Annotated in this window: 21 protein-coding genes and 1 tRNA gene; 10 read left to right on the forward strand and 12 right to left on the reverse strand. The window is 72.8% G+C overall.

Annotated elements, in window-relative coordinates:
* From AB0D08_RS18450 to AB0D08_RS18460, 3 genes are all read right to left on the reverse strand, one after another.
* On the reverse strand, nt 1-987 hold the full coding sequence (locus AB0D08_RS18450; RefSeq protein ID WP_359889971.1) for an HTTM domain-containing protein: 987 nt from the start codon (nt 985-987) through the stop codon (nt 1-3).
* A 161-nt stretch (nt 988-1,148) separates the two neighbouring features.
* Nucleotides 1,149-1,778 carry a DUF5819 family protein gene (locus tag AB0D08_RS18455; protein WP_082526606.1) on the reverse strand — a complete coding sequence of 210 codons (630 nt, stop codon included), beginning with the start codon at nt 1,776-1,778 and terminating at the stop codon, nt 1,149-1,151.
* A 126-nt stretch (nt 1,779-1,904) separates the two neighbouring features.
* Nucleotides 1,905-3,053, reverse strand: coding sequence for a rhodanese-like domain-containing protein (locus AB0D08_RS18460; RefSeq protein ID WP_063794385.1), 1,149 nt, complete (start codon nt 3,051-3,053; stop codon nt 1,905-1,907).
* Between the two features lie 365 nt (nt 3,054-3,418).
* Here AB0D08_RS18460 and AB0D08_RS18465 point away from each other — a divergent pair, with 365 nt between their 5' ends.
* Nucleotides 3,419-6,205, forward strand: coding sequence for a SpoIIE family protein phosphatase (locus tag AB0D08_RS18465; protein ID WP_359889936.1), 2,787 nt, complete (start codon nt 3,419-3,421; stop codon nt 6,203-6,205).
* A 21-nt stretch (nt 6,206-6,226) separates the two neighbouring features.
* Here AB0D08_RS18465 and AB0D08_RS18470 read toward each other — a convergent pair whose 3' ends face one another.
* Together AB0D08_RS18470 and AB0D08_RS18475 are read right to left on the reverse strand one after the other, a co-directional pair.
* Nucleotides 6,227-6,979, reverse strand: coding sequence for a hypothetical protein (locus AB0D08_RS18470; RefSeq protein ID WP_051812300.1), 753 nt, complete (start codon nt 6,977-6,979; stop codon nt 6,227-6,229).
* 300 nt (nt 6,980-7,279) lie between these two features.
* A complete protein-coding gene (locus AB0D08_RS18475; RefSeq protein WP_051812293.1) occupies nt 7,280-9,076 on the reverse strand; it encodes a phosphatidylglycerol lysyltransferase domain-containing protein in 1,797 nt (598 codons plus the stop codon).
* Between the two features lie 291 nt (nt 9,077-9,367).
* Here AB0D08_RS18475 and AB0D08_RS18480 point away from each other — a divergent pair, with 291 nt between their 5' ends.
* Both AB0D08_RS18480 and AB0D08_RS18485 read left to right on the forward strand, forming a co-directional pair.
* Nucleotides 9,368-10,036, forward strand: coding sequence for a response regulator transcription factor (locus tag AB0D08_RS18480; protein WP_033820248.1), 669 nt, complete (start codon nt 9,368-9,370; stop codon nt 10,034-10,036).
* Nucleotides 10,036-11,184: a histidine kinase gene (locus tag AB0D08_RS18485; protein WP_051812295.1), complete on the forward strand. Its 1,149-nt coding sequence runs from the start codon at nt 10,036-10,038 to the stop codon at nt 11,182-11,184. Before AB0D08_RS18480 ends, AB0D08_RS18485 begins: the two co-directional genes overlap by 1 nt.
* Before the next feature lie 102 nt (nt 11,185-11,286).
* On the opposite strand, the gene AB0D08_RS18490 is transcribed toward AB0D08_RS18485, so the two are convergent.
* Nucleotides 11,287-11,373 (reverse strand) — tRNA-Leu (locus AB0D08_RS18490).
* A 402-nt stretch (nt 11,374-11,775) separates the two neighbouring features.
* Here AB0D08_RS18490 and AB0D08_RS18495 point away from each other — a divergent pair.
* The 6 genes from AB0D08_RS18495 (at nt 11,776) to pknB (ending at nt 20,144) form a co-directional block, all read left to right on the forward strand.
* A complete protein-coding gene (locus AB0D08_RS18495) occupies nt 11,776-12,642 on the forward strand; it encodes a DUF3662 and FHA domain-containing protein (protein ID WP_359889939.1) in 867 nt (288 codons plus the stop codon).
* A gap of 12 nt (nt 12,643-12,654) precedes the next feature.
* The gene (locus AB0D08_RS18500) at nt 12,655-13,167 is read left to right on the forward strand and encodes an FHA domain-containing protein (protein WP_033820250.1); all 513 of its coding nucleotides are present in this window, start codon (nt 12,655-12,657) and stop codon (nt 13,165-13,167) included.
* A gap of 51 nt (nt 13,168-13,218) precedes the next feature.
* A complete protein-coding gene (locus tag AB0D08_RS18505) occupies nt 13,219-14,721 on the forward strand; it encodes a protein phosphatase 2C domain-containing protein (protein WP_033820251.1) in 1,503 nt (500 codons plus the stop codon).
* Between the two features lie 42 nt (nt 14,722-14,763).
* Nucleotides 14,764-16,209, forward strand: a complete 1,446-nt coding sequence (locus tag AB0D08_RS18510) for an FtsW/RodA/SpoVE family cell cycle protein (protein WP_233289013.1) — start codon at nt 14,764-14,766, stop codon at nt 16,207-16,209.
* Nucleotides 16,210-16,306: 97 nt separating this feature from the next.
* Entirely contained in the window at nt 16,307-17,767 is a 1,461-nt protein-coding gene (locus AB0D08_RS18515; RefSeq protein ID WP_359889942.1) for a penicillin-binding protein 2, read from the forward strand.
* A 316-nt stretch (nt 17,768-18,083) separates the two neighbouring features.
* Nucleotides 18,084-20,144, forward strand: a complete 2,061-nt coding sequence (gene pknB / locus AB0D08_RS18520) for a Stk1 family PASTA domain-containing Ser/Thr kinase (protein WP_033820253.1) — start codon at nt 18,084-18,086, stop codon at nt 20,142-20,144.
* Between the two features lie 89 nt (nt 20,145-20,233).
* On the opposite strand, the gene AB0D08_RS18525 is transcribed toward pknB, so the two are convergent.
* Both AB0D08_RS18525 and AB0D08_RS18530 read right to left on the reverse strand, forming a co-directional pair.
* Nucleotides 20,234-21,151: a Bro-N domain-containing protein gene (locus tag AB0D08_RS18525; protein WP_359889945.1), complete on the reverse strand. Its 918-nt coding sequence runs from the start codon at nt 21,149-21,151 to the stop codon at nt 20,234-20,236.
* Between the two features lie 150 nt (nt 21,152-21,301).
* Nucleotides 21,302-22,252, reverse strand: a complete 951-nt coding sequence (locus tag AB0D08_RS18530) for an NADP-dependent oxidoreductase (protein ID WP_359889948.1) — start codon at nt 22,250-22,252, stop codon at nt 21,302-21,304.
* A gap of 100 nt (nt 22,253-22,352) precedes the next feature.
* Between AB0D08_RS18530 and AB0D08_RS18535 the strand changes: the two genes are divergently transcribed.
* Nucleotides 22,353-23,393 (forward strand): helix-turn-helix domain-containing protein, encoded by a 1,041-nt coding sequence (locus AB0D08_RS18535; RefSeq protein ID WP_082526481.1) that lies wholly within the window; start codon nt 22,353-22,355, stop codon nt 23,391-23,393.
* Here AB0D08_RS18535 and AB0D08_RS18540 read toward each other — a convergent pair.
* Genes AB0D08_RS18540 through AB0D08_RS18555 form a run of 4 tightly spaced genes read right to left on the reverse strand, consistent with a single transcriptional unit; the run spans nt 23,312 to nt 26,124 of the window.
* On the reverse strand, nt 23,312-24,070 hold the full coding sequence (locus tag AB0D08_RS18540; protein WP_359889951.1) for a class E sortase: 759 nt from the start codon (nt 24,068-24,070) through the stop codon (nt 23,312-23,314). The genes AB0D08_RS18535 and AB0D08_RS18540 overlap by 82 nt on opposite strands.
* Nucleotides 24,071-24,096: 26 nt before the next feature.
* Entirely contained in the window at nt 24,097-25,224 is a 1,128-nt protein-coding gene (locus AB0D08_RS18545; protein ID WP_359889954.1) for a class E sortase, read from the reverse strand.
* A gap of 13 nt (nt 25,225-25,237) precedes the next feature.
* Nucleotides 25,238-25,897: an aminodeoxychorismate/anthranilate synthase component II gene (locus AB0D08_RS18550; RefSeq protein ID WP_033820432.1), complete on the reverse strand. Its 660-nt coding sequence runs from the start codon at nt 25,895-25,897 to the stop codon at nt 25,238-25,240.
* A 56-nt stretch (nt 25,898-25,953) separates the two neighbouring features.
* A complete protein-coding gene (locus AB0D08_RS18555) occupies nt 25,954-26,124 on the reverse strand; it encodes a hypothetical protein (protein ID WP_033820433.1) in 171 nt (56 codons plus the stop codon).
* Nucleotides 26,125-26,160: the final 36 nt, after the last annotated feature.

Below are 26,160 nucleotides of genomic sequence, written 5' to 3' on the forward strand. Positions count from 1 at the left end.
TTAGCCGCTGGCCGGCTGCCGCTCCTCGCTCCCGCGCTCGGCGGCCGGGGCGTCCGTCCGTCCGGTACCCCGCCGGGCCGCCGTCCTGGCAGCGAGCCCGGCCGCGAGCCCGGCCGCCAGCCGGCGCTCGGTCCACAGCAGCGCGGCCGTCGGCAGGAAGACCGCGTCCGCCGCGATCATCGCGAGTGAGAAGAACGGCAGCCCGAGCACGACCGCGATCGCCAGGTGCTCGGCCATCATCAGCGCCAGCAGCGCGTTCTTCAGCCGCCGGTTGGCCAGCGTGAAGGGGAACCCGACCTGGAGGATCACCGTGCCGTAGGAGAGCAGCACGGTCAGCAGCAGGCTGGAGCCGAGCAGGCCGGACAGCGCCGGCCAGGGGGTGAAGTAGTCCAGGTGCAGCGGGTAGTGCAGGGCGGTGCCGTCCTGCCAGCGCGTGCCCTGCACCTTGTACCAGCCGGCCGTGGAGTAGATCAGCACCACCTGCACGGCGATCACCGCCATGCCGCAGTTGTGCACCATGGTGGCCAGCGCGTCGAGCACCGCCCGAGGCTCGCCCACCGGGCCGCGCGGCGGGCGCCGCCGGGCCCGGCGGGCGTCCAGTGACCAGTACCGGCCGCAGCGCACCAGCACCAGGTAGAGCGCCATCAGGTGGACCACGTTGTCGCCGCCGTCACCGACCAGGACGTTGCGGTTCTGCAGCGAGACGGCGGTGACGGCGAACAGCACGCCGGTCGCCCTGGTCCGCCAGCCGAGCGCCAGCAGCACGGCGGCCAGCAGGCCCAGGTGGTAGACCAGTTCGAACCAGAGCCTGGTGTCGGACCAGGTGAGCACGGTGAAGGCGTGGGTCTCGCCGATCAGCCGGCCGGCCAGCTCGGCCGACCAGGGGGAGCGGTCGCCGTACAGCTCGCGGCGGTTCGGCCACTCGCGCAGCAGGAAGCCGCCCCAGGCCAGCGCGATGCCGATCCGCACCACGGCCGCCTGGCGGATGAGCCAGCTGCGCGCGGTGAAGGCGTCGAAGAGCCGCTCGAAGCGGGTCGGCGGCGCGGGTCCGTCCGGCTGCGGCCGGGCGTCGGCAGCGGCCCCGACGTCGGCGTCGGCGTCGGCGTCGGCCGGCCGGGGGTCCGCCGCCCCCGGCGGTATCGGGCCGCTCACCCCAGCCCCCGGTAGTCGGCCTCTTCCACCGGCCACCACGGCAGTTCCTGGTACTGGACCGCGGTGTCGGTCTGCTCGGGGCTCCAGGACGGCGGGGCGATGGCGGCCGAGCCGAACCGGAACTGGATCTGCACGACCCGCTCACCGCCGACGGTCCGGCCGAACCGCTGCAGCGCGATCCGCTCGAGGTACTCCTCGGCGAGCCTGCCGCGGGTCCCGACCGGGGCGCCGTCCTGCTCGGGGTGGGTGGTCCGGTAGAAGTCCAGCGCCCGGCGCAGCATGTTCTGGTCCAGGTGGCTGGGGGCCGGGTTGCCGCGGATCGCCGCGACGTCCTCGGCGGTCAGGCCGACCCAGTCGCGGGTGGTCACCCGGCTGTCCCCGTCGATGGTCTGCACCCGGGCGTCCACCGTGAGGTTCTGCTGCAGCGGGTTGGGCGCGAACAGCTTCCAGTTCTGCTCGAACTCCGGGTAGACCACCGCGTCGAGCTCCCGCTGGTACTGGCGGGAGACCGCGTTGGCGGGCGCGACGTGCAGGAACAGCGCCCCGAGGAAGAGCCCGGTACCGCCGAGCAGCCCGGCCCCGGACAGGCAGATCACCAGCAGGGCGGGGGTGGACCAGACGCGCACACCGCCTCCTCCCACAAACTCCCCAACGGATCACCGGTGCTGTCGCCCGGTCATCCTGCCCCACCCGGGCCGTCGGCGACAGGGGCGTCCTCCGTCACCGCCGCGGCGGCCCGGCCCGACGGGCCGTCACAGGACGTAGGCGTCACGGCCCCCGGTGCCGGTCATCGGACGGCCGGCCGCCTCCCAGGCGTACATGCCGCCGTCCACGTTGACCGCCTCGCGGCCCTGCGCCACCAGGTACTGGACGACCTGCGCGGAGCGGCCGCCGACCCGGCAGAGCACGTACAGCTTCTCGTCGGGCAGCTCGTCGAGGCGGGCGATCACCTCGCCGATCGGGATGTGCAGCGCGCCGTCGACGTGCCCGGCGTCCCACTCGTCCTGCTCGCGGACGTCGAGCAGCGCGGCGTCGGCGGGCACCGAGGCCGCGTCGGTGGTGGGGATCTGCTGAGCGAACATCGTCCGGTTCTCCTGGGGTTCACGGGATTGGCCATCACCATTGTGACCGGGGTCGCCGAGCAGCCGCTCCAACTCGGCCCGCTGTCCGGCGGCCCGGGCGAGCAGGCTGTCGGCCAGCTCCTCCAGCAGCCGCTCGGGCTCCTGCGGGGCGAGCAGCAGCAGCTCGCCCATCGGGGTGCGCTCCAGCCGGACCTGCTCGGCGGCCAGCCGGCCGATCTTGCCGGTCAGCCACTCCAGCCGCTGGCGCAGCCAGTCGGGCCGCTCGGGCGCGTCGGCGGCCGGGGCCGTCTCGGGGTCGGTGGACCACTCCTCGGCGAGCTGCTCCAGGGCGGCGGTGTCGCCGTGCGCGTACGCCTCGTTGACCCGGGCGATGAACGCCGAGCGGCGTTCCTGCTCGGCCGGGTCGGTGGCCAGGTCGGGGTGGGCGCGGCGGGCCAGCTCGCGGTAGACCCGCTGGGCCTCCCGGTCCGGCCGAACCTTGCGGGTGGGCTCCGGCTCCAGCTCGCGCAGCAGCTCGTCGGTGGGTTCGGGGGCGGCCGGGGGCTCGACCCGGGCCCGGGCCTCGGCGGCCCGGCGCAGGTCCTCGGGATCGCCGCTGCGGGCGGCGACCGCCTCGGCGATCAGCGCGTCCAGCTCGTCCAGGCTCGCGTAGAGCGGGCCGAGCAGCTGGTGGTGGACCAGCGCGAAGTTGTCGATCTCGACCCGTAGGGTCTCCACATCGACCTCGAGGGTCAGCCAGGCCAGCTCGGTCGCGGCGACCTGCTCCTCCAGCCGCTCCCGCTCGGGGTCACTCCACCGTGCCGGGCTCTCCGTGCTCACCTGCTCGCCTTCGTCCGGTCGACCTGGGTCCGGCCTGCCACCCTACCCAAGCACCCGCAGCGGTGAACCGCCCACGCGAACGGGTGAACCCGAGGCGCGCTCCGGCGCACGCGGGGTGACACGCAACTGATACTTACGAATCTCCTCGATTCGCTGTTGGACCCGGCCCGGTCCGTGCTTCGCTGGAGGGCGCACCAGGTTGCACCGCACGTACGGACGAGTGCCGAACGGCCAGCTGCACGGCACACCCCGGTACGGGCGGAACAGGACAGGCAGGAGCGGCCGGAGACGAGGAAGCCCAGCACGCCGCCCCGACGACGGGTCCGTCGCACGGCACGGCGGCCAGGCGGGAGCAGACCGGATCCATGGTGGACGAGCCCAACTCCACACCGCGGCCAGGAGCCGATTCACCGCTGCCACCGGGCGGCCCGGCGCCGGCCGGCGCCCACCCCGCGGGGGTGGTGGCGCTGCTGCGGGTCGCCTCCGTCCTGGTCGACCCGGACGGCCGGATCGCCCAGTGGGACCGCACCGCGGAGGAGCTGTTCGGGCACCGCGCGGAGGTCACCTGCGGGCGCACCGCGATCGGGCTGCTGCCCGCCGTCGAGCCGCGCGCGGAGACCGCCGGGCCGCTGCCGCCCGGCGCCGGGCACCGCTGCGACGCCTTCTCCACCCTCGACGACCTGACCCAGCTGGACACCCCGTGGGCCGGCGCGATGGCCGTCTGCGACCGCGAGGACCGGCTGCGCGACATCCTCTGGTGGGCCTACCCGCTGATCGAGCCGGCCGGCCGCGGGCTGCTGGTACTGGCCGCCGACGCCCGGCCGCTGCGCACCACCGGCCTGCGGATCGCACTCGGCGAGCGCCTGCTGCCGTACGCGCAGGCGCCGACCGCGGCCGGACGCCCGCTGCGGGTGGCGGCCGCGCTGGCCCCCGCCGCCGCCGGCGGCGCCGCCGCCCTGGAGCCGCTGCTGCCCAAGGGCTCGCCCGAGCGCCGGCAGCGGCTGCTGGCCCAGCTGGTCGCCGCCGGGCTGCCCGCGCTGTGGGTCGACTCGGCCACCCTGCTCCCGGTCCTGCCGTACCAGTCCTCACCCAGCGGTACGGCCCGGCTGGCCGCCGGCATCGGCCGCCGCTACCCGACCCCGCAGCAGCGGGCCGACCGTCCGCGCGCCGGACGCCGGCCCCCCGAACCGGACAGACCCGGGGCCGGCCGCGGCCCCGGCGGCCCGACCGCGGACGGCGGCGTGTCCGGCCGCGTACCCGCCGCCGGCCCGGCCACCGCCGAAGGTCCCGGCCCCGACGGCCGGCGGGTCCTCGGCAGCACCATCCCCGGCCAGCGCGACGCGGCCGGCACCGGCGAAGACAGCGATCCCGGAGGCCCCACCATCGAGTCCGTAGCCAACGGCCACACGTCAGTCCGCGGGGGCAGCCTGCCTTCCCCCGCCACCGAGACACCCCCGCCGGTCGAAGGCGTCGAGGTGGTCCGCGGCACCCCGGACGGCGACCAGCTGGCCCTGCTGAGCGAGGTCGGCGGGCGGGTCGGCACCACCCTGGACCTGGACACCACCGCCCGCGAGCTGTGCGACGTGCTGGTCCCCCGGGTCGCCGACTTCGCCTGCGTCGACCTGCTGGACGGCCTGATCTCCGACTCCGAGCTGCCCCGGGACCGGCCGGACGACTCGACGATGCTGCGCCGGGTGGCCCGGGTCTTCAACGCCGGTTCCGGGTCCTGGAGCCACGTGCTGGACGAGGGCCGGCTGCTGGCGATGCCCCGCTCGACCCCGCCGGGCCTCGCCCTCCAGGAGAACAAGCCGGTCCTGGTCCCGGTGATCACCCCGGACGTCGCGGTGGAGTACGCGGCCTCGCTCGGCGGGCCCGAGCTGGTGCCGCTGGTGGTGGACCGCTCGATGCTGGTGCTGCCGCTGTCCGCCCGGGGCACCGTGCTGGGCATCCTCAAGCTGCTGCGGCTCGCCGACCGCGGCCCGTTCACCAAGGCCGACGCCGACACCCTCAAGGAGCTGGCCGCCCGGGCCGCGCTGTCGCTGGACAACGCCCGGCTGCACCGCGCCGAGTCCAAGGTCGCCACCACCCTGCAGCGCTCGATGATCCCGACCCGGCCGCCGAAGATCCCCGGTGTCCAGGTCGCCCACCGCTACCTGCCGGGCGACCCGAAGGCCGAGGTCGGCGGCGACTGGTTCGACGCGATCCAGCTGCCCGGCAGCCGGGTCGCCCTGGTGGTCGGCGACGTGATGGGCCACGGCCTGCACTCGGCGGCGGCGATGGGCCGCTTCCGCACGGCCATGCAGACCCTGGCCGCGCTCGACCTGCCGCCCGGGCAGCTGCTGCGCCACCTGGACAACCTGGCCCACAAGCTCGGCGACGACCACCTGGCGACCTGCCTGTACGCGGTCTACGACCCGATCAACCGCACCTGCGAGCTGGCCAGCGCCGGCCACGTCCCGCCGGTGCTGGTCCACCCGGACGGGCGCGGCGAGCTGCTGGAGATCCCCGAGGGCGCACCGATCGGGGTCGGCGGGGTGCCGTTCGTGGCCAAGAAGATCAGCGTCCGGGACGGCTCGATGCTGGTGCTGTGCACCGACGGCCTGGTCGAGGTCCGGGGCGGCGACATAGGGGAGGGACTGGCCGCGCTCTGCGGCAACCTGATCGACCCGAAGAAGACCCCCGAGGAGGCCTGCGACACGGTCCTGGAGCGGCTGCACACCGACGACCGCAAGGACGACGTCGCCCTGCTGGTGGCCCGGTTCGACGGGGTGGCGCCGAGCGAGGTGGCGACCTGGCGGCTCACCGTGGAGCAGTCGGAGGTCCGGCACGCCCGGCGCCTGGTCCGCGAGCAGCTCGCCGCCTGGCGGCTGACCGCCCTGACCGACACGGTCGAGCTGCTGGTCAGCGAGCTGGTCACGAACGCCGTCCGGGTGGCCCGCGCCGATGTGCAGCTGCAGCTGATCCGGGTCGACAAGCTGCTGGTCGAGGTCAGCGACGACAACCACAACCTGCCGTCGCTGGAGCCCGCCGAGTCGATGGACGAGAACGGGCGCGGCCTCAACCTGGTGAGCAAGCTCGCCGAGCGCTGGGGGACCGCCCGCAAGGCGGTCGGAAAGGTGGTCTGGTTCGAGCTGGCCCTGCCGCGCGGCTGAACCGCGCATGTCGGACAGGGCCTAGCGGATCAGGGCGCCCGCGGGGGTACGGCGGGCCGCCTCGGTGGCGACCGAGGCGGCGGCGCCGACCCCGGCGAGCACCCGCGGCCAGTAGTCGCCGAACACCTCGACCGCCGCTGCGATCAGCACCGCCGTCAGCAGCGCCACCACGTGCTCCAGACCGGCCAGGTTGGGCAGCACGACCGCCTCCCCCACCATCACCAGCGCCACCGTCCCGCCCGTCCACCAGGCCCGGGTACGGAAGGCGACGCAGACCGCCAGCGCGACCACCGCGGCCGACGGCCCGGTGTCCCGGACGTGCGCCACCCAGTGCGGGAAGCCGAACAGGTGCTGCGGGCCGATCGCCACCCCGACCCGGGCGAACAGCGTGCCGGCCAGCGTGCAGGCGTACGCGACGAGCAGGGTGAGCCGGCGGCCCAGCACCATCTCGGCCAGCCCGAACACCACGAAGACCTGCGCCAGCGCACCCCAGACCGGCAGGTCCAGCGCGGGCACGTAGAGCGAGAGCGGGGTGCGCAGCAGCGAGACGTCCAGCGGCAGGGAGGCCTTGACCACCCCGATCAGGGTGACCACCTTCGCGCCGCCCGGCAGGTGCTGGACGACGCTGAAGAGCAGGATCAGCAGGGTGGCGGCCGTGGCCAGCGGAACCGAGGCGAATCGTTTGCGCGCCACATGGTCCCTGACCACCGCGTATAGGAGTCCCCACTCGGCGACGGCGGCCCGGGCGGCAATCGCCGGAACACCCTTTCGCACGCCCCCCACCTGGGCAATTTCCTTCACAGCCGACCCGCTCCCCGTTCGCGTTCCAGAAAAACCCGGCCCTGAGGTTCTCGCACTCGCGCCAGTCTTCGTTCGAGCACTACATCTACGGTAGGCACCGGCTAAACGGGAGGCATCAGCACAGGTGGCGAACCACTGTCATCCTCAGGTTGGAGAGCATCCCCCATTCGCCCCCCGATCGGACCCCCGGGGGAGTACGCCCCTGGATGGTCCGGGCTGGATTCCCTCCGCCCCCCGGCGGAGGGACAACCCATCCCCGTCCTGCCCGGCCGGCTACGCCTTCGGCGCGGCCGGAGCGGCCGCCCGCACGTGCCGGCGCCGGAACAGCGCGGGAAGACTCGGTACCGTGATGAAACCCTCGGCGCGCGCACTGGCGATGCCGATCCGCGGGATCTCACTGCTCTTCTCGAACAGCAGATAGCGCGGTTCCCAAATCGGGCGGTACTTCGCATTGGCCCGGTAGAGGGACTCGATCTGCCACCAGCGGGAGAAGAATCCCAGCACCGAACGCCACAGCCGCAGAACCGGCCCCGCCCCCAGCCTCGAGCCGCGCTCGAATACCGATCGGAACATCGCGAAGTTCAGCGACACCCGGGCGAGCTCGACCTCCTCGGCCCGCTGCAGGAGCTCAATCACCATGAATTCCATCAGGCCGTTCTCGCTGTCGCGGTCCCGGCGCATCAGGTCCAGCGAGAGACCGTCCCGGCCCCAGGGCACGAAACTCAGCAGGGCCCGCAGTTCGCCGTCGCCGTCGTGGCACTCCAGCATCACGCAGCGGCCGTCGTCCGGGTCGCCGAGACGCCCGAGCGCCATCGAGAAACCGCGCTCGGTGGCACCGTCCCGCCAGTGGTCGGCGCGGTCCACCAGCTCGGCCATCTCCGCCTCGGGGATGTCCTCGTGCCGGCGGATCCGGACGGTGTAACCGGCCCGCTTGACCCGGTTGTACGCCTGGCGGACCACCCGCATCGCCCGGCCGTCCAGCGAGAACTCGTCCAGCTCGACGATGGCCTCGTCACCGAGCTCCAGCGCGTCCAGCCCGTGCCGGGCGTAGATCACCCCGGCCTCCTCGGAGGCCCCCATCACCGCGGGCACCCAGGCGTGCTCCCGGGCCTCGCCCAGCCACGCCTCGATCGCCCCCGGCCAGGCCTCCGGGTCACCGATCGGATCCCCGGACGCCAGCGAGACCCCGCCGAGCACCCGGTAGGCGACGGCCGCCTTGCCGCTCGGCGAGAACACCACGGCCTTGTCCCGGCGCAGCGCGAAGTAGCCCAGCGAGTCCCGCTCCCCCTGCCGCTCCAGCAGCGCCCGCAGCCGGGTCTCGTCCTCCTCGCTGAGCAGTTCCTGGCCGCGCGGGCTGCGGAAGGCCACGTAGATCACCAGCAGGAACAGCCCGGCGCTCATCACGTTGATGGAGGCGTCCACCCAGGTCGGGACGGAGATCACGCCGGCCACCCGCTCGGACGGGGTGACCGTGACCATCCGGGCCACCGCGTACAGGAAGCGGTCCCCGAAGTCGTCCCCGGGGACGGTGTTGGTCGCCGAGACCAGCACCGAACCGATCCCGCCGCCGACCAGCAGGCCGGCGAAGAAGGTGGCGACCGCGGTCTTCGGGTTCGACCGGTCGCCCTTGGAGGTGAACTCCCGCCGGCCGACCACCAGGGCCACCACGAACAGGCCGGTGATCACCGTGGAGAAGTAGTTCAGCGGGTGGTGCGCGAAGCTCTCGCCCGGCAGCACCATCAGCACCAGGTAGGCGAGGAAGAACAGCCCGGCCAGCGCGGTGTTGAAGATCCACGCGGCCCGCTTGCGCCGCCGCATCGCCACCGCCAGGAACACCGACAGCACGACCGTGCTCAGACCCCCCGTCACCAGGTACGGGGTGAAGTACTCGCCCTCGTTGTGGGTGCGCACCTGCTCGCGGAACGGTACGGCCAACACCGCCACGAGGTTCAGCAGGGCCATCAGCCGCAGGTACCACACCGTCAGGGAGGCGGCGCGCGACCGCCACCGGGACGGCGGCCCGGCCTCGGCGGCGGGAGCGGCGGAATGGGTGGACGGGGCCGTCTTCACAGTGGACACAGCTCCAATTCCAGGGGATCGGACAGGGGCACGCATCCGCACGGCCCCCACCGGGGCGCCGCCCGGCGTCCGAATGGCCGGGTCCCGTCGGCCCACGACGGGGGCCTGTCTCCTTCCATGGTTGCCCACCCAGGATGAGAATGACGTGAAACCGGTAGCGGATTTGTACCCCCGCCGATCGGCGGGGGTACCATCCGCCCGGCCGCCGCGTCACCGCCCGCCGCCTGCGCCTACGCTCGAAGCAGGCTGCGCCGGGCAGCGCACCGAGACTGAGGAGAGACCATGCCGCCGATCCGCGTCCTGATCGTGGACGACGAGGTCCTGGTCCGCTCCGGTCTCGGCCTGATCGTCGGCTCTGCGCCCGACCTCGAAGTGGTCGGCAGCTGCTCCGGCGGCCAGGCCGAGCAGCAGGCCGCCGCGCTCGCCCCGCAGGTGGTGCTGCTCGACATCCGGATGCCCGACCTCGACGGCATCACGGTGCTGCGCCGGCTGCGCGCGCTGCCCGACCCGCCCGCCGTCGCGATGCTCACCACCTTCGACACCGACGAGTACATCGGCACCGCGCTGCGCACCGGAGCGGCCGGCTTCCTGCTCAAGGACACCGCCCCCGAACAGCTGGTGCACGCCGTCCGGGTGCTGGCGGCCGGCGGCAGCGTGCTCTCCCCCACCGTCACCCGCAGCGTGATCAGCGGCTACGTCGAGGGCGGGGTGCCCGACAACGAGGCCGCCTCGCTGGCCCGCCAGCTCACCGGCCGGGAGCTCGACGTGCTCGCACTGCTCGGCGAGGGGCTGTCCAACGCCGAGATCGCCGACCGGCTGTTCCTCGGCACCGGCACGGTCAAGGACCACATCAGCGCCATCCTCGGCAAGCTCGGCGCGGCCAACCGGGTCCAGGCCGCGGTGATCGCCCACCGGGCCGGCCTGGTCCGCACCCCGGGGCAGAGCGGCTGATGGGCGCCGGCGGCAGAACGCTGCCCGGGTGGGCGACCGGACGGTGCACGGCCCTGCTGCTGCCGGTCCTGCTGGCGGGCGTGGACGCCGCACTGGTCGGCAAGGACGGCACCTGGTGGGAGCTGATGCTCTCGGCCGTGGCCTGCCTCGCCCTGCTGATGCGCCGCCGGTACCCGGTCCTGACGCTGCTGCTCACCCTGCCCGGGACGTACGTCGAGTACATCTGGATCGCCCCGATCACGGCGGTGTACTCGGTCGCCGCGCACCGGGCCGAGATCCGGGCGACCACCGTCTGCGCCACCCTGTTCGCCCTGGTCGAGTACTTCCACTGGCCCGTGACGGCCTCGATGTTCGAGATCAGCCGGGAGACCGCGCTGGACGCCATCGAGAGCGTCATGCTGGCCGCGGCGCCGGCCGCGCTCGGCCTGCTCGCCCGCACCCGGCGCGAACTGGCCGAACGGATCGTCGAGCTGACCGAGGGGCAGCAGCGGGAGAGCCGGCTGCTGGCCGAGCGGGTGCTCGGCCAGGAACGCGCCCGGCTGGCCCGCGAGATGCACGACGTCGTCTCGCACCAGGTCAGCCTGATCTCCATCCAGGCTGGCGCGCTCCAGGTGTCCACCACGGACCCGGCCGCCAAGGACACCGCCCGGACCATCCGGGAGCTGTCCGTGCGCACCCTGGAGGAGCTGCGCCAGATGGTCGGCGTCCTGCGGGCCGCGAGCCTGCGGCGGGACGAGCCGCTCGCCCCGCAGCCCCGGCTGGCCGACCTGCCCAAGCTGATCGAGGGCAGCGGGCTCCCGGTCACCGCCCGGCTGGCCACGGGCGACCGGGACTGGCCGGAGGCGGTGGAGCGGGCGGCGTACCGCACCGTCCAGGAGGCGCTCACCAACATCCGCAAGCACGCCCCGGGCGCCCCGGTCAGCGTCAGCCTCGCGGCGCGCGGCACCCGGCTGCTGGTCGAGGTGCGCAACGGGCCGGCCCCGCTCGGCGCCCCCGACGCACTGCCCGACCACCTGCCGGGCGGCGGCCACGGCCTGGTCGGCCTGCGCGAACGCGCCCAGCTGCTCGGCGGCAGCCTGACCGCCGACCCCGGCCCGGACGGCGGCTTCACCGTGCGCGCGGAGCTCCCGGCGGCCGGCGGGGAGTGAGCGGCGCCGCCTTGCACCGGCGTGGGCGTACACCGGCGTGGGCGGACGCACGCGTGGGCGCACGACAAAGAGGCCGGTCGGATAAAATCCGACCGGCCTCAGTGGTGCGCGAGGGGGGAGTTGAACCCCCACGCCCTTTCGGGCACTGGAACCTGAATCCAGCGCGTCTGCCTATTCCGCCACCCGCGCATGGGTGATGTCGTAGATGCTACCTGATCTTCGGACCGGTCCGAGTCTCTCGACTCTTCCCCGGTCTTCCGGTCCGGCTCCCTTGCGGGGCGCCCCTTCCGACGTGGAAAACATTAGCACGGCGTGCGCGGTAGTCCGAAATCCCTTTCCCGGACCGCCCGGACGGCCGCCGACGAACGGGTGATCGAGGGGTTGGCCGGACGCGAAGGGGGTAGCCCTGGCTTGCCGGGAGCACCGATGGATGCGTGTGCCCGGGCTCACCAAGGGGCACCACATGCCGGGGGAACCGTACGGATGGGCCCGGCGTGGATACGATCAGTACGGAAAACCCGCCATCGGACCGAGGCGACACGCCGCAGACGGCGCGCCCGGCCGGATCAACGCCCTGGAAGGGGGTGCCCCGTGGGAGTCCTGAAGAAGTTCGAGCAGCGGCTCGAGGGTCTCGTGAACGGCACCTTCGCCAAGGTGTTCAAGTCCGAGGTCCAGCCGGTCGAGATCGCCGGAGCGCTGCAGCGCGAGTGCGACAACAACGCGACCATCTGGAACCGCGACCGCACCGTCGTGCCCAACGATTTCATCGTCGAGCTCAGCCCGCACGACCATGAGCGGCTCAGCCCGTACGCCGGACAGCTCGGCAAGGAGCTGGCCGGCATGGTGCGCGAGTACGCGGAGGCGCAGCGGTACAGCTTCATGGGCCCGCTCCAGGTGACCCTGGAGAAGGCCGACGACCTGGACACCGGCCTGTACCGGGTGCGCAGCCGCACCCTCGCCTCCGAGGAGCCGGCCCAGCAGGCCGCGCCGCAGCAGCCGCAGGGCTACGGCCGCCCGCCGACGCCGCCGGCCCCCGGCGCGCCCTGGCAGCAGTCGGGCCAGGCGCCGTACGGTGCGCCGCCCCCGCCGGCCGCGCCCCCGGTGATGCCCACCGCCCCGCCCGCCCCGGGCGGCGGCAACGTGCGCCCGTTCCCGGGCGCGGGCCACAGCGGCGCGGGCACCCGGCGCTGGATCGAGGTCAACGGGAACCGGCACCAGATCACCGGGAACGCCATGGTGCTCGGCCGATCCACGGAGGCGGACGTGCGGATCGACGACCCCGGGGTGTCCCGCAAGCACGCCGAGATCCGGCCCGGGACGCCCGCGATGGTGCTCGACCTGGGGTCGACCAACGGCATCGTGGTGGACGGGCAGCACACCCAGCGCGCTACGCTCCGCGACGGCTCCCGAATCGTTCTGGGGTCCACCACCATCGTCTACCGACAGGTCGAAGGGTAGAGCGGGCCTCCTATGTCAGATCTGACCCTGACGGTCATGCGGCTTGGCTTCCTCGCCGTGCTGTGGCTGTTCGTCATCGTCGCGGTGCAGGTGATCCGCAGCGATCTGTTCGGCACCAAGGTCAATCCGCGCTCCGCGCGGCGGGCCGCCGCCGCCCCGGCGGGTGCCCCGAACCGGCCGCCGCAGACCCAGCAGAGCGCCGCCCCCGCGCAGCCGAGGCAGCGCCGGGGCGCCCCCACCCACCTGGTGGTGGTGCAGGGTTCGCTGGCCGGCACCACGGTCGCGCTGCAGGGCCAGACCATCACCCTGGGCCGGGCGCACGACTCCACCATCGTGCTCGACGACGACTACGCGTCCTCCCGGCATGCCAGGATCTACCCCGACCAGACTGGGCAGTGGACGGTCGAGGATCTAGGCTCCACCAACGGCACCTATCTGGACCGGCAGCGGCTGACCACGCCGCAGCCGCTCCAGCCCGGGATGCCGATCCGTATCGGCCGGACCGTCATCGAGCTGCGGAAGTAGTCAGCGCATGAGGGACAGCACCCCGTCCACCCAGAGGAGGGTAGGGACCGCATGAGTCTCGTGCTGCGCTTCGCCGCCGGGTCCCACAAGGGCTTGATCCGGGAGGGGAACGAGGACTCCGGCTACGCCGGTCCGCGCCTCCTGGCCGTGGCCGACGGCATGGGCGGGGCAGCGGCCGGTGAGGTCGCCTCCTCCGAGGTGCTCGGCTCGATCGTCCGGCTGGACGAGGACGTGCCCGGTGCCGACCTGCTGACGCTGCTGAACGACGCGGTGCAGACCGCCAACGACCGGCTGCGGCAGATGGTCGAGGAGGACCCGCAGCTCGAAGGCATGGGCTGCACCCTCACCGCGATGCTGTGGACCGGCCAGCGGATGGGCCTGGTGCACATCGGGGACTCCCGGGCGTACCTGCTGCGGGACGGCTCGCTCAGCCAGATCACCCAGGACCACACCTGGGTGCAGCGGCTGGTCGACGAGGGCCGGATCACCCCGGAGGAGGCCGAGACCCACCCGCAGCGCTCCCTGCTGATGCGGGCGCTGGACGGCCGCGGCCAGGTCGAGCCGGACCTGTCGATCCGCGAGGTCCGGGCCGGCGACCGCTACCTGATCTGCTCGGACGGCCTGTCCGGGCCGGTCAGCCACCAGACCCTGGAGGAGACGCTCGGGAGCTTCTACGCCCCGCAGCAGACCGTCCAGGCGCTGATCGAGCTGGCCCTGCGCGGCGGCGGTCCCGACAACATCACCTGCATCGTCGCGGACGTCATCGACGTCGGCGCCACCGACACCCTGAGCGGTCAGCTGGCGGACTACCCGGTGGTGGTCGGCGCGGTCGCCGACGCGCCGCCGCACCCGAGCAGCGACCAGGGCATGCTGAACACCCCGGCCGGCCGCGCCGCCGGCCTCGGCCGCCCGCAGGCCCCGCAGGGCGCCTTCGGCCCGGCCAACGGCTACGACGCCCCCGCACCCGGCTTCGGCCCGGCGGAGGGCTATCCGGAGACCGGCTACGGGGAGTCCGACGAGGGGGGCTTCGGCGAGCCCTACGGCGCGTACGAGGACACCGAGCAGCCCGTCCACGAGGGCCGGCGACGCGCGCGCCGCAAGCGCCGCGGGCTGAAGGTGTCGATCGCCGTGGTGGTCGTCCTCGGTGCACTGGGCGCGGCCGGCTGGTTCGGCTACCAGTGGACCCAGGACCAGTACTACGTGGGGGCCGACGGCGACTCGGTCGCGGTCTACCAGGGCATCAACCAGAACCTGGCCGGCCTCGGGCTGTCCTCGGTGCACCAGAAGTACGGCGACATCGAACTCAAGTACCTGCCGACCTACCAGCGCACCCAGGTCACCAAGACCATCCAGGCCAAGAGCCTGGGGGACGCCGAGGACCAGGTGAAGCGGCTCGGTGAGCAGGCCGCGGCCTGCAAGCGGGTCGCCGACGGCGCCAAGCCGGCCGCCCCGCCCACCACCGACCCCGCCACCACCGGCACGACCACCCCGGGGGGTGTCGCCCCCCTCACCGAGCGGGAGCAGCAGCTGGCCACCTCCTGCCCGACCCAGTAGGGGCCCTTCCGGGGTCCAGCAGCCGTCGGGAGCGGCCGTCACGTGAGCACCTTTGACCTGAGCAGCAACAGCAACACCGAACCCGCGCGGCGGCGCGCCAACACCACCATCACGCCGCAGGGCACGCCGAACCGGCGCAACACCGAGCTGGTCATGCTGGCCTTCGCGGTGCTGGTGCCGATGGCGGCGTACGCCAACGTGGGCCTCGCGATCGACAAGAAGCTGCCGGCCGGCATGCTGGAGTACGGCCTCGGCATGGGCGCGCTGGCGCTGATCGCGCACCTGGTGATGCGCCGCTTCGCGCCGTACGCCGATCCGCTGCTGCTGCCGCTGGCGACGCTGCTGAACGGCCTCGGGCTGGTGATGATCTGGCGGCTGGACAAGGCGGGCAGCCTGCTGGCCTCCAACTACCCGGCCGCGGCCAACCAGCTGATGTGGTCGGGCCTGGGGATCGCCTTCTTCATCGGTGTGATGCTGCTGCTGAAGGACCACCGGATCCTGCAGCGCTACACCTACATCTCGATGGTGGTGGCGCTGGTGCTGCTGGCCGCGCCGGCCTTCTTCCCGGCCCGGGCCGGGGACTTCGGCGCGAAGATCTGGATCCACATCGGCTCGTTCTCGATCCAGCCGGGCGAGTTCGCCAAGATCATCCTGACGGTGTTCTTCGCCGGCTTCCTGATGGTCAAGCGGGACGCGCTGGCGCTGGCCAGCCGCCGCTTCATGGGCCTGTACCTGCCGCGCGGCCGCGACCTCGGCCCGATCATCGTGGTCTGGCTGCTGTCGATCCTGATCCTGGTGTTCGAGACCGACCTCGGCTCCTCCTTCCTGTTCTTCGGCCTCTTCGTGGTGATGCTCTACGTCGCCACCGAGCGGACCAGCTGGATCGTCTTCGGTCTGGTGATGTCGATCGGCGGCGCGGCCGTGGTCGCGATGGCCGAGCCGCACGTCAAGACCCGCATCAACTCCTGGCTGGACCCGATGGCGGCCTTCCAGGACCCGCCGCCGCCCGGCACCAGTGAGCAGATCGGCCAGACCCTGATGTCCTTCGGGACCGGCGGGGTCACCGGCACCGGCCTCGGCCAGGGCCGTTCCTGGCTGATCCAGTTCGCCGCCAAGAGCGACTTCATCCTGGGCTCCTTCGGCGAGGAGCTCGGGCTGACCGGCATGATGGCGCTGTTCGTGCTCTACGGCCTGATCGTGCAGCGCGGCCTGCGCACCGCGGTGGCCGCCCGTGACCCGTTCGGCAAGCTGCTGGCGGTCGGTCTGTCCTCGGCCTTCGCGCTGCAGGTCTTCGTGGTGGCCGGCGGTGTCACCGGTCTGATCCCGCTGACCGGTATGACGATGCCGTTCCTGGCCCAGGGCGGTTCGTCGGTGGTCGCCAACTGGGCGCTGATCGCGATCCTGCTGAAGATCAGCGACACCGCGCGCCGCCCGGCCGCCGAGCCCACCCCGGAACCCGCGCCCGGAGCGGAACCGACCCGGACCTGAAACCCGTGGTGATCCATGCGGTTGAATCTCAGATAGCTGTGCCACCATCGGCCGAGCCAGGCCCACCGACACCGGAGAACCGGAGGGGATCCGTCCCGTGAACAAACCGATCCGCCGGGTCTCGATCTTCTGTCTGGTCCTGATCCTGGCCCTGATGGTCCGCGTCAACTGGGTGCAGGGTGTCCAGGCCGAGGCGTGGGCGAGCAACAAGCACAACGACCGGAACAAGTACGACCGGTACGCCTACCCGCGCGGCAACATCATCGCGGGCGGCCAGCCGGTCACCAACTCCGACTTCGTCAACGGTCTGCGCTACAAGTACAAGCGCAGCTGGATCGACGGCCCGATGTACGCGCCGATCACCGGCTACTCCTCGCAGTCCTTCGGCACCAGCCAGCTGGAGCAGCTGGAGGACGGCGTGCTGGCCGGCACCGACTCCCGGCTGTTCTTCCGCAACACCCTCGACATGCTCACCGGTGAGCAGAAGAAGGGCGGGGACGTCGTCACCACGATCGACCCGAAGGCGCAGAAGGCCGCCTTCGAGGGGCTGGGCGACAAGAAGGGCGCCGCGGTCGCGATCGACCCGCGCACCGGCGCGATCCTGGCGCTGGTCTCCACGCCGTCCTACGACCCGGGCACCTTCTCGGGCGGCGGCAAGGAGGACTCCAAGGCCTGGACGGACCTCAACAACGACCCGAACAAGCCGATGCTGAACCGGGCGCTGCGCGAGACCTATCCGCCCGGCTCGACCTTCAAGCTGATCACCGCCGCCACCGCGTTCGAGACCGGGCTGTACAAGAACGTCGACGACGCCACCCAGACCCCGAAGCCGTTCATCCTGCCCGGCACCAACACCGAGCTGAAGAACGCCAGCGCCACCGAGGACTGCGAGAACGCCACGGTGGAGCACGGGATGGACCTGTCCTGCAACACCGTCTTCGGCAAGATGGGCGCCGACCTCGGCAAGGACAAGCTGCGGGCGCAGGCGGAGAAGTTCGGCTTCAACAACGGCAAGATCGACACCCCGATCCGGGCGGTCACCAGCGTCTTCCCGTCCAACTCCAGCCCCGACGGCACCGCGATGGACGCCATCGGCCAGCACGACACCCGGGCCACCCCGCTGCAGATGGCCATGGTCGCCGCGGCGATCTGCAACAACGGCAGCCTGATGCAGCCCTACCTGATCGCCCAGGAGCGCTCGGCCAACCTCGACGTGATCTCCAACCACACCGAGCACCAGCTCAGCCAGGCGGTCAGCCCGGCCACCGCGCAGAAGCTCCAGCAGCTGATGGAGAGCGTGGTGCAGAACGGCACCGGCACCAAGGCGAAGATCAACGGCGCCACGGTCGGCGGCAAGACCGGTACCGCCCAGCACGGCCAGGACAACAGCGGTCTACCGTTCGCCTGGTTCATGTCCTACGCCAAGGGCGCCGACGGCAAGCAGGTCGCCGTCGCGGTGGTGGTCGAGGACGGCGCGGCCGAGCGGAACGAGATCAGCGGCGGCTCGATCGCCGCACCGATCGCCAAGTCGGTCATGGAGGCCGTGGTCAACAAGTAACGGCCCGCCGGACGGACGGCTCAAAAAAGTCGTGTGACGATCGACCAAGTCCGACCCCGCCCGCTTTTACCCGGAGATTGTCACAATGGGACGGTCCCGGTCGATACCGGTCTGGTCTCAGCTGGCGGGCTCGCCCGGCTCACCGAGGTTGGCCCGGTAGCGTATCCGCAAGCAGCGGGTCTGCCCGCCGCACACCCACGGCCCGGGCCGTGGGCCGGGACCGCGAAACCAGCGCGGGCTCCGGATGCGTCTTTCAGAGCGTGCGGGGACACCTACGTCACATCCTCACCGACCGGTGGGGGAGAGGGTCGGAACTATGGAAGAGCCTCGTCGCCTCGGCGGCAGGTACGAGCTCGGCGGCGTCCTCGGGCGCGGCGGCATGGCCGAGGTCTACCTCGCCCATGACACCCGGCTCGGCCGTACGGTCGCCGTGAAGACCCTCCGTGCCGACATGGCCCGAGACCCGTCCTTCCAGGCCAGGTTCCGCCGCGAGGCGCAGTCCGCGGCCTCCCTCAACCACCCCGCGATCGTCGCCGTGTACGACACCGGCGAGGACTACATCGACGGCATCTCCATCCCGTACATCGTGATGGAGTACGTCGAGGGGTCCACCCTGCGCGAGCTGCTGCACTCCGGGCGCCGGCTGCTGCCCGAGCGCGCGCTCGAGATGACCATCGGCATCCTCCAGGCGCTGGAGTACTCGCACCGGGCCGGCATCGTCCACCGCGACATCAAGCCCGCCAACGTGATGCTCACCCGCCAGGGCAACGTCAAGGTCATGGACTTCGGCATCGCCCGGGCGATGGGCGACGCCGGCATGACGATGACCCAGACCTCGGCCGTCATCGGCACCGCCCAGTACCTCTCCCCGGAGCAGGCCAAGGGCGAGACCGTCGACGCCCGCTCCGACCTGTACTCCACCGGCTGCCTGCTCTACGAGCTGCTGACCGTGCGGCCGCCGTTCGTCGGCGACTCCCCGGTCGCGGTCGCGTACCAGCACGTCCGCGAGGAGGCCCAGCCGCCGTCCGCGTACGACCCCGAGGTCCGCCCGGAGATCGACGCGATCGTGCTAAAGGCGCTCGCCAAGGAGCGGGACTACCGCTACCAGAGCGCCGACGAGATGCGCGACGACATCGAGCGCTTCCTCGACGGCCTCCCGGTCGCCGCCGCCCAGCAGGCCGCCTACGGCATGGGCGCCGCGGGCTACGGCTACGACCAGGGCGGCGCCCAGTACGATCCGTACGGCCAGACCAACCTGCTCCCCCAGCACGGCGCGGCCGGTCCGACCACGATGCTGCCGCAGGTCGGCAACGCGCAGGGCGGCTACGGCTACCCGCCGCAGGAGGACGGCTACGGCGGCGGGAACAACGGCGGCTACGACGACGGCTACAGCGGCGGCGGGCGCCGCCGCGAGGAGCCGCCGAAGAAGAACAACACCTCGTGGATCATCCTCGCCGTGGCGGCGGTGCTGGTCCTGGTCGGTGCCTTCTTCGTGGTCCAGGCGATGGTGAAGACCGGCGACAGCGCGGGCGGCAAGACCACCTCCCCGACCCTGACCGGCAAGACCCTGGCCGAGGCCCAGAACGCGGCCAAGGCGCAGAGCTCGACCCTGACCGTCCAGGCCGGGGACCCGGTCGCCTGCCCGGACACCAAGATCCAGAAGGATCAGGTCTGCACCCAGGACCCGCCGGCCGGCACCTCCATCGCCACCAACACGGTGATCAAGGTCCAGCTCTCCTCCGGCCCGGCCGCGGTCGACCTGGCCGACTTCAGCGGCAAGTCGCTCGCCGAGGCCACCGCCGCGCTGCAGAAGGCCGGCTTCGTGGTCGCCAACCCGGTCTACAAGACCGACGACAGCACGCCGCAGGACAGCGTCATCTCGCAGAGCCCGGCCGCCGGCAAGGCGCCCGCCGGGGCGACCGTCACACTGACGGTCTCCCAGGGCCAGGGCAAGGTCCCGGTGCCGGGCGTCACCGGACAGCCCCAGGACGCGGCGACGGCCACGCTCGAGGCGCAGAACTTCACGGTCGACGTGAAGACCACCCCCACCAACGACCCGACCAAGATCGGCATGGTGGCCAGCCAGAACCCGCCGGCCAACACCAAGGCGGCCAAGGGCTCCAAGGTGACGCTGACGGTCTTCAAGGCGCCCGACAAGGTCAACGTCCCGATCCTGCAGGGCAAGACCTACAAGCAGGCCTTCGACGCACTGAAGGCCGTGGGTCTGACGCCGAACGTGGTGGCCGGCCCGCAGGACGACAACGCGGTCGTGCTCACCAGTGACCCGCAGTCCGGCACCCCGGTCGACCCGAACACCGTGGTCAAGCTCTGGACCCGCCCCGGCGACAGGGGCGGCCAGTCACCGGGCGGCAACTGACGCTCCGCCACCGAGGGGGCCGTGCACCGCGCACGGCCCCCTCCGGCGTGTCCGGGCACCCGTGCCGCGGGCGGCACTCCCGCGCGGCACTACCGCGCGTCCCGGCCGATCTCCTGCAGCGCCAGCTGCCGCATGATGGCGACGCCCTGCGGCAGCACCAGCGGCTGGTGGTGCTGGACGCTCGGCCACCCGTAAGCGGCTCCGCCGATCCGGCGGACCCGGATCAGCGCGGCGAGCCGGGCGTCGGTGATGGTGTACCCGCTGTACGGGGCGGAGAGCCGGCGCAGCAGGCCCGCGTCGCACGCGGTCCGCAGCAGTCCGTTGCGGCTCAGCTCCCGGTGTCCGGTCTCCAGGGCCAGCAGTTCCGCCAGGGCGTCGAAGGTCAGCGCGTCCTCGGGAATGACGCCGTGCCGGATGGGTTCCTCCTCGGGGGCCGGCCGGACCGCCGCGCGCTGCGGTGGCACCCGGTGGCCGCCGTCCGACCGCTCCACCACGTCGATCAGCCGGGTGATCCGCTCGTCCAGCCCCTCGACCGCCCGGGCGTTGGCGCCCATCGCCGCCGTAACCGCGGCCCGGGCCTCGGCGCCGAAGGCGGCCGCCGCGGCCTGCGCGACCAGCCGGAAGAACTGGACCGCCTCCGGGAACGCCTGCGGGCCGGGTTCCGCGTCCACCGTGTAGCGGCCGGTGCGGCGGATCGCCGGGATCACCTCGTGGGTGATCCACCGCTTGAAGGCCCGCGCCTGCGGCTTGCGGGAGCGGAGCACCAGTGAGTACAGCCCGGGCTCGTTGATGACGGAAACCTGCTGGTCACCGCCGGGGGTGTAGACAGTAGCTACCCCCTTCTCGTCCTCGTCGAGGGTCTTCCTCAGGGTGTCGCGCGGATTGGTGATCTCCAGGACCGCGCAGACATCCGCCGCCACCCACCACGGCTCGCCGTCGACCGTGACCACCCTGACCCCGTGCCCCTGGAAGTCGAACCGGGCCGGGGCTTCGTTCGCGTTCGTCATATCAGGCACAACGACCGCGCGGGACGGCGGAGACTCGAATCCCAGCCGGTACGTCAGTTCGACCCGGGGCGGCCTTCCTTGGGCCGTCCCGGGTCGAATCCGACCGGATGTCACCCGGTCACGCGGCCACCACGCCACCCGGTCACCACGTCACCCGGTGACGTCCAGCACGATCTTGCCGACCGTCCGGCCGGACTCCAGCAGTTCGTGGGCCTTGGCGGCCTCCGCCAGCGGCAGCACGGTGCCCACCTCCGCCCTGAGCCGTCCGGTGGCGGCCAGGTCGGCGACGGCCAGCAGGGCGGCCCGGTCCGGTTCGACCAGCAGGAAGCCGGCCCTGATGCCGCGTTCGGCCGCGGCGGGCCTCAGGGCGTCGGCGGCCGGGGTGGTGAGCGAGACCAGCGTGCCGCCGTCGCGGACGACCGGCAGCGAGCGCTCGCTGTAGTCGCCGCCGACCGCGTCGATGACCACGTCGACCTCACCGACCGCGGTGGCGAAGTCGACGGCGGCGTAGTCGATCACCTCGTCGGCGCCGAGCCCGCGGACGAACTCGTGCTTGGCTGCGCCGGCCGTCCCGATCACGTACCCGCCGAGCGCCTTGGCAATCTGGACGGCCACGTGGCCCACGCCGCCGGCCGCCGCGTGCACCAGGACCCGCTGCCCGGGCCGCAGGCCGGCCCGGTCCACCAGCGCCTGCCAGGCGGTCAGTGCGACCAGTGGCAGTGCGGCGGCCTGCGGGTGGGAGAGGGCCGCGGGCTTGGGGACGAAGCGTCGGGCCGGGGCGGTCACGTACTGGCCGTAGCCGCCGTGCAGGTGCGGGTAGTCGAGCATCCCGTAGACCTCGTCGCCGGGCTCGAACAGCGTGACGCCCCAGCCGACCGCCTCCACCACGCCCGAGACGTCGTGCCCGAGCACGAACGGCGGCTCGGCCCGCAGCAGGCCGCCCGTCGCCCGGGTCTTGAAGTCGGTCGGGTTGGTCCCGGCCGCGTGCACCCGGACCAGCACCTCGGTGGCGCCGGGTACCGGGCGCTCCCGCTCGGCCGGCTGCAGCACCTCCGGGCCGCCCAGCCCGGCCTGGGTGATCACCGTCATCATCTGAGCCATTGCCCCGCTCCTACGCTCGGTCCACTGTCGCTCACCATCCTGCGACCGAGGATTCAACGGAACGAGTGGCCGGATGGACGCCAAGTGAGAGGATCTGGCCATGCACTCAGTCGTGGTTCTCGCCCTGGACGGTGTCATCCCCTTCGAGCTCGGCATCCCCGCCAAGGTGTTCGGCCTGGCCTACGGCCTGGACGGCCGCCCGCTGTACCGGGTCAGCACCTGCAGCCCGGACGGGAGCCCGGTGCCCACCAACGCCGACTTCTCGATCGCCGTCGAGCACGACGCCGGCGTGCTGGCGACCGCCGACACCGTCGTGGTGGCGCCCAGCTACCACCCCTCGGTGCTGAACGGGGTCCTGCCGCCCGGTCTCGCCGAGGCCTTCGCCCTGGTCCGCCCGGGCACCCGCTGGGTGTCGATCTGCACCGGCTCGTTCGTCCTGGCCGCCGCCGGCCTGCTGGACGGGCGCCCGTCCACCACGCACTGGTTCCACACCGAGCGCTACCGGGAGCTGTTCCCGGCCACCCGGCTCGACCCCGGGGTGCTGTTCACCGACGACGGCGACGTGCTGACCTCCGCCGGCGCCGCCGCCGGGCTCGATCTGTGCCTGCACCTGATCCGCCGGGACCACGGCAGCGAGGTCGCGGCCCGGGCCGCCCGCCGCTGCGTGGTGCCCGCCTGGCGGGAGGGCGGGCAGGCCCAGTTCGTCGAGCGTCCGGTGCCGCCGCCGACCGGCTCCGACACCGCGGCCGCCCGCGACTGGGCCCTGCACGAGCTGCACCGGCCGATCCAGCTGGCCGAGCTGGCGGCGCAGGCCCGGATGAGCGTGCGGACCTTCAGCCGGCGCTTCCTGGCCGAGACCGGCCAGACCCCGGGCCAGTGGCTGACCGCCCAGCGGCTGGGCCTGGCCACCGGGCTGCTGGAGAGCAGCGACCTGCCGGTCGACCAGGTCGCCGAGCGCTCGGGCTTCGGCAGCGCCGCCTCGCTGCGCCAGCACCTGACGGCCTCGCTCGGGGTCTCCCCCGCTGCCTACCGGCGAACCTTCCGCGGCTCGGCGCGCACTCAGCGCAGTTCCGGCGGCGGGGTCCGGCGGGAGTCCACCGGATCCACCCGGACCAGGGCGCCCCACACCGCCATCCGGTAGCGCGAGGTGTACACCGGCGTGCAGGTGGTGAGGGTGATGTAGCGGCCGGCGGTGGTGAACGGGGACCGCTCGGGGACCGGCGCGATGATCCCGGTGTCGAACTTGGAGGTCTGTTCCAGCGTCCCGGCCACCCGGTAGACGTACCAGCTGTCCCTGGTCTCCACCACGACCGCGTCGCCGACCGCCACCTTGTCGAGGTCGTGGAACCTGGCGCCGTGGCCGTCGCGGTGGGCGGCCAGGGCGAAGTTGCCGCTGTCCGCCCACGGCATCGCCGCCCGGTACGGCTCCTGGTAGACCCCGGCGACGCCCTCGTCCAGGGTCCCGGGGTCGGTGCCCGGCCGGATCAGCACCTGGTAGTCCCGGCCCATCGCGGGCACGTGCAGGAAGCCGAGGCCGTCCCCGGCCTCGTAGCGGGGCGGGGCGGGCTCGGCGGGGTCCGGGGCGGGCGCCGGAGCGGACCAGCTCTGCCGCAGCCGGCCGGCGGCCTGCCCGGCCTCCCGGTCGGCGACCACATCGGTCCACCACAGCGAGTACCCGAGGAACAGGGCCAGCACCAGGCCGGCGGTGATCAGCAGTTCACCCGCCACCCCGAGCGCCCTGGTCCCGCGGCCGCGGCGCCGGCCGCCGACCGGCCGTAGCCGGCTGAGGGCGTCCGCATCCCTGAACGCAGAACCCATCGGTACCGGCCTCCGCCCGTCAGTGGCTAACCGGTGAGCGCGGCGGGCTGGCCCTGGCTCCTCGGCTGTTCCCCCGTCATCTTGCCAAAGACGATCAGCCGTCCCCGGGCACTGAACTCCGGCGTGCATGTCGTCAGCGTGATGTAGCGGCCCGGCTGGGTGAACGGCGACCCCTTGGGGACCGGCTGGAGCACCGTGACGTTGTTCGGCGGGGTCTCCGGGATGCCGCCCGCGACCTCGTACGTGTAGTACGTGGTCGAGGTCTCCACCACGATCTTGTCACCCGGCTTGAGCTGGCCGATCTTGCGGAACGGCTGCCCGTGGGTGGTCCGGTGCGCGGCGATGGCGAAGTTGCCGGTCTTGTCGGCCGGCATCGCGGTGCCGGTGTAGTGGCCGACCAGGCCCTTGTCCAGCACCTGCTGCTTCTGGGTGCCCTCGGCGATCGGGTACTTCAGGTCCAGCTTGGGGATGTAGACGATGGCGAAGCCCTGGCCGGGTTCGAACTTGCCCGGGTCCTTGGGCGCCTCGGTGCCGGTGGCGGGCTGCTGGGGCTGGGCCCACTGCTGCTCCAGCTGGCTGCGGGTGCCGTCGGCGGCCGCGTCGGCCTCCACGTTGGTCCACCACAGCTGGTACGCGACGAAGAGCAGCATCACCAGGCCGAGCGTGATGAACAGTTCGCCGACCATCCGGGAGGCCACCACCAGCTTGGACTCCTTGGGCCGCGGCTTGGGACCGCGGCGCGGCCCGGTCGCCCGGCGCCGGCCGGTGCCCGGGCCCAGCGCTCCCCGGCCCTCGGCGCGGCGGCCCGCCTGGCGGTCGCCGTCCTCCTCCGCGTAGCCGTCGGCCGCGGCCCCGTCGGGCGCCTCGGGCGGGATCACCCGGAGGTTCATGGTCCGCTCGGCCGCCGGCACCCGGCCGTGGCCCGGGCTCGCGGCCTTCAGGTTCATGGTCCGCTCGGCGGCCGGCACCCGGCCGCCGTCCGGCGGTGCGGGCTGCGGTCCCCGGGGGCGCCCCGGCGCGTCCGGCCCCGCCGGACCGGGCCCGGACTGCCAGTACCGCTCGGTCGAGCCGTAGCCGTCGGGGGCCTCGTAGACGCCCCAGTCCCCCGGTTCGCCGCCGTCGCCGGCCCGCTGCGTGTTCCCCTCCGGGCGCACCGCCGTCACCCGCTCAGCCCCGTCCGATCACCGGCGCGAGGCCGGCCGACCGGCCCACCGCCTCGGCGAAGCCGCACTCGGCGAGCCAGTTCGCCAGCATCCGGTGGCCGCCCTCGGTGAGCACCGACTCCGGGTGGAACTGCACTCCTTCGACCAGCAGCTCGCGGTGGCGCAGGCCCATGATTACGCCGCTGTCGGTGCGGGCGGTGACCACCAGGGTGTCCGGGACGGTGGCCGGGTCGACCGCCAGCGAGTGGTACCGGGTGGCGGTCATCGGCGAGGGCAGCCCCTCGAAGACCCCGCCGTCCTCGTGGGTCACCTCGGAGGTCTTGCCGTGCAGCAGCTCCGGCGCCCGTCCGACCACCGCGCCGTACGCGACCGCGATCGACTGCAGGCCCAGGCAGACCCCGAAGACCGGCAGCCCGATCTGCGCGCAGCGGTGCACCATGTCGACGCAGATCCCGGCCTCCTCCGGGGTGCCGGGTCCGGGGGAGAGCAGCACCCCGTCGAAGCCGCGGTCGCCGTCGCGGAGCACCGCGTGGTCGGCCGTCACCTCGTCGTTGCGGACCACCTCGCAGGTGGCGCCGAGCTGGTAGAGGTACTGGACGAGGTTGAAGACGAAGCTGTCGTAGTTGTCGACCACGAGGATCCGGGGCGGGCGGCCGGAGGTCATCGCACTACTCCTGATGCAGAGTCGGGCAGGCAGGGGTGACGGTGTGTGGCCCGGCGTCAGCCGGTACCGCCCTCATCGACGGTGACGTTACCGAACGGGAGCAGCGGCTCGGCCCACGGGAAGACGTACCGGAACAGGACGTAGACGATCCCGAGCACCAGCAGCAGCGTGATGACCGCCCGGATCAGGGTGTTGCCCGGCAGGTGCCGCCAGATCCAGCCGTACATGGTGCTCCTCGCGAGGTTCAGGTCGGGAACCAGAGT

It is taken from the genome of Kitasatospora sp. NPDC048540 (assembly GCF_040651175.1).
Lineage (GTDB): Bacteria > Actinomycetota > Actinomycetes > Streptomycetales > Streptomycetaceae > Kitasatospora.